This window comes from Roseateles sp. P5_B10 (assembly GCF_056400485.1).
In genome coordinates, this window is the sequence record NZ_JBFULE010000581.1 from 1 (window position 1) to 3,449 (window position 3,449).

Here is a 3,449-nt window from a genome sequence, read left to right on the forward strand (position 1 = left end):
GATCAAGGACAGCCTCAAGCTCGGCGGCGAGGTGCTGGGCCAGATCGGCAAGATCGGCAAGCTGCACAAGGCCAAGGTCGAGCAGGCGGGTTTTGCGGTGCTGAAGGCGCCGGACATCCCCAGCATCCTGGTGGAGACGGCCTTCATCTCCAACCCTGAGGAAGAGAAGAAGCTGCGCGATCCGGACTATCAGGACGAACTGGTGGACGCGTTGGCCTCGGGCATCGCGAGGTACTTTGCGAAGAATCCGCCGATGGCGAGGAAGCGGAGCACGACGTTGTAGGGTGGGTTGCTTTTTCGCAGAGCGGTTTTGTTCGCTGCATTGCCGGGAGTCCGTCCCGGCGGCCGGGGCGGACTCCCGGCGCGATGTACACAAGCCGAAAGGACAGAGGCAAAAGCAACCAAACCCATTCAGCAGCACTTCCCAACCCGCGCCGAATACCTCGCCGCCTGCCTCTCCCTGAAGAACTCCTCATAGCTCATCGCAGCCCGATCCGGATGCGTGGCCTGGTGGTGGGCGAGATAGCTGCCGTAGTCTGGCACGCMCACCATCAGGCGCAGGCTCTGCGTCAGATACCGACCCGCCTGGGCCAGTTCACGAAGCTCAAGCACGTTGCCCCGCCGGCAGCAGCACGAAGGCCGTCTCCTGCGCTGTCGCCCGACCACTGCGGCGCGCAGCCAGCACGGCCTTGACGCTGTAGATCAGCACGCTGATGACGACGCCCATGAACAGCGCACACAGCGCCGCGTCCAGCCTGTCGTTGAAAACCACCCGCGACATCGCGTCCAGCGTCTTGGCCGGCGCCAGCACCTTGCCCTCGGCAATCGCCGCAGCGTATTTGTCGGCGTGAGCCAGGAAGCCGAGCTTGGGGTCGGCCGCGAAGATCTTCAGCCAGCCGGCCGTCATCGTGCACACCAGCAGCCAGGCGGCCGGGACCGCCGTGACCCAGGCGTAGCGGTCCTTCTTCATCTTGAAGATGACGACCGTGCCCAGCAGCAGCGCGACGGCGGCCAGCATCTGGTTGGCGATGCCGAACAGCGGCCACAGGGTGTTGATGCCGCCCAGCGGATCGACGACACCCTGGTAGAGGAAGTAGCCCCAGGCCGCCACGCACAGGCCGGTGGCGACGAAATTGGCCACCCAGCTCTCGGTGCGCTTGAGCGACGGCACAAAGCTGCCCAGCAGATCCTGCAGCATGAAGCGGCCGGCGCGCGTGCCGGCGTCCACGGCGGTCAGGATGAACAGCGCCTCGAACAGGATGGCGAAGTGGTACCAGAAGGCCATCAGCGCCTTGCCGCCCACCACCTGGTGCAGGATCTCGGCCATGCCCACGGCCAGCGTCGGCGCACCGCCTGCCCGGGCCAGGATGGTCTTCTCCCCGACGTCGGCCGCGGCCTGCGTCAGCATCTCTGGCGTCACAACAAAGCCCCAGGTCGACAACGTCTGCGCGACCGTGGCGGCGTCCTTGCCGACGACCGCGGCCGGGCTGTTCATCGCAAAGTAGACGCCCGGCTCGATGCAGGAGGCCGCGACCAGCGCCATCACGGCGACGAAGCTCTCGGCCAGCATGCCGCCGTAGCCGATGTAGCGGGCGTGGGTCTCGTTCTCCAGCAGCTTTGGGCTGGTGCCCGACGAGATCAGCGCATGGAAGCCCGACACGGCGCCGCAGGCGATGGTGATGAACAGGAAGGGGAACAGGCTGCCAGCCCAGACCGGCCCGCCACCCGACGCGAACTGCGTCAGCGCCGGCATCTTCAGCGGCGGCGCGACGATGACGATGCCGATGGCCAGCGCGATGATGGTGCCGATCTTCAGGAAGGTGCTGAGGTAGTCGCGCGGCGCGAGCAGCAGCCACACCGGGATGCAGGCGGCGACAAAGCCATAGCCGATCAGCAGGCCGACGAGTGTGGTCGGGGCCAGCGTGAAGATGGGCGCCAGCGTGGCGCTCTCGCTGACCGCCTGGCCGCCGAAGATGGCGCCCATCAGCAGCACGAAGCCGATGACCGACACCTCGCCGATGCGGCCCGGGCGGATGAAGCGCAGGTAGACGCCCATGAACAGCGCCACCGGAATCGTCGCCGCCACCGTGAACAGGCCCCAGGGCGAATCCGCCAGGGCCTTGACGACGATCAGCGCCAGCACCGCCAGGATGATGATCATGATCATGAAGGCGCCGAACAACGCGATCAGGCCCGGTACCGTGCCCATCTCCTGCTTGACGAGGTCGCCGAGCGACCGGCCATCACGGCGCGTGGAGATGAAAAGAACGATGAAGTCCTGCACTGCGCCGGCGAAGACGACGCCCGCCAGGATCCACAGCAGGCCGGGCAGATAGCCCATCTGCGCCGCCAGCACGGGGCCGACCAGCGGGCCTGCACCGGCAATCGCCGCGAAGTGGTGGCCGTAGAGCACGTGCTTGTTGGTGGGCACGTAGTCCAGCCCATCGTTGTACTTCCAGGCCGGCGTCTGCCGCTTGGGGTCCAGCTCCAGCACCTTGTTCGCGATGAACAGGCTGTAGTAGCGGTAGGCGATGAGGTAGGTGCACAGGGCGGCAGCCACGACCCACAGTGCGCTGATCGTCTCGCCGCGGCTCAGGGCCACGGTGGCGAGGGATGCGGCACCCAGGATCGCAACGCCCGCCCACACAAGGTGGCGGCGCAGATTCATGAGGTTTGTCTCCGTTGCGGTGCTGACCTCGAAGCGGGGCGCGACCGTGATGGAAGTCTCGGCAAACGGGCGCTCCTCGGCATCGGTCAAGCCACGCAGGCCAGGCGCGCGGYAATACCTAAGGGTCAACCCCGAAACACCCTCTTACGSAACGGCGCAGGACGGCGTCAACGTCGGGCGGGGCCTGGCGTTGTTCGAGCACGGCCAGCATCTTGTTCGGCCCTGTAGGAGTTCCGCCATGCTTCGTCCCCTCATCGCCGCTTTTGCCGCCACCGCCGCCCTGCTGGGCGCCGCTACTGCCCAGGCAGGCACACACTGGTCCATCGGCGTCAGCCTGCCGGCCGCGGGTGTCGTCGTGTCGAACGGCGGTTACTACGCACCGGCACCCGCTCCGGTTTATTACGAGCCGGCACCGGTCTACTACGAGCCGGCACCCGTCGTGCGCTATGCGCCGGCGCGCCGCTATGTCGAGCGCGACGTCTACTACGCGCCGGCCCCGCGGGTGGTTTATGCGCCGTCCTACCGCGAGCGTCGCTGGGAAGGTCGCGACGACCGTTGGGACCATGGTCGCCACGAGCGCAACGACCGCTGGAGCCACGACCGTGACGACTCCGGCCCGCGCCGCGGGCACTGAGCCCGCGCCCGTCAGCGCCGCGCCATCTCGCCGCGGATCTCGGTCTGCAGCAGTTGCAGGTCGGGCAGGTCGAAGGGCTTGAGCAGCGCCCGCACATGGGGGCCGAAGTCCGACAGGTCCGAGCCCATCTCATAGCCCGACGAGAAC

General features: G+C 67.2%; 4 protein-coding genes. 2 read left to right on the forward strand and 2 right to left on the reverse strand.

Going from position 1 to position 3,449, the window contains the following annotated elements; genetic code table 11:
* A partial coding sequence (locus AC1DU6_RS24180; protein ID WP_477860181.1) for an N-acetylmuramoyl-L-alanine amidase family protein occupies positions 1 to 283 on the forward strand: 283 nt, incomplete at its 5' end.
* Between the two features lie 128 nt (positions 284 to 411).
* On the opposite strand, the gene AC1DU6_RS24185 is transcribed toward AC1DU6_RS24180, so the two are convergent.
* Positions 412 to 612, reverse strand: coding sequence for a YbdD/YjiX family protein (locus tag AC1DU6_RS24185; RefSeq protein ID WP_477860183.1), 201 nt, complete (start codon positions 610 to 612; stop codon positions 412 to 414).
* Entirely contained in the window at positions 605 to 2,668 is a 2,064-nt protein-coding gene (locus AC1DU6_RS24190; RefSeq protein WP_477860185.1) for a carbon starvation CstA family protein, read from the reverse strand. Before AC1DU6_RS24190 ends, AC1DU6_RS24185 begins: the two co-directional genes overlap by 8 nt.
* 238 nt (positions 2,669 to 2,906) lie before the next feature.
* On the opposite strand from AC1DU6_RS24190, the gene AC1DU6_RS24195 reads away from it, so the two are divergent.
* Complete coding sequence (locus AC1DU6_RS24195; protein ID WP_457325388.1) at positions 2,907 to 3,302, forward strand: hypothetical protein; 396 nt, start codon at positions 2,907 to 2,909, stop codon at positions 3,300 to 3,302.
* Positions 3,303 to 3,449: the final 147 nt, after the last annotated feature.

Bases quoted from the DNA above. Each gene is read 5' to 3' on its own strand.
- AC1DU6_RS24190 (WP_477860185.1), bottom strand. From the start codon at position 2,668: ATGAATCTGCGCCGCCACCTTGTGTGGGCGGGCGTTGCGATCCTGGGT.
- AC1DU6_RS24195 (WP_457325388.1), top strand. From the start codon at position 2,907: ATGCTTCGTCCCCTCATCGCCGCTTTTGCCGCCACCGCCGCCCTGCTG.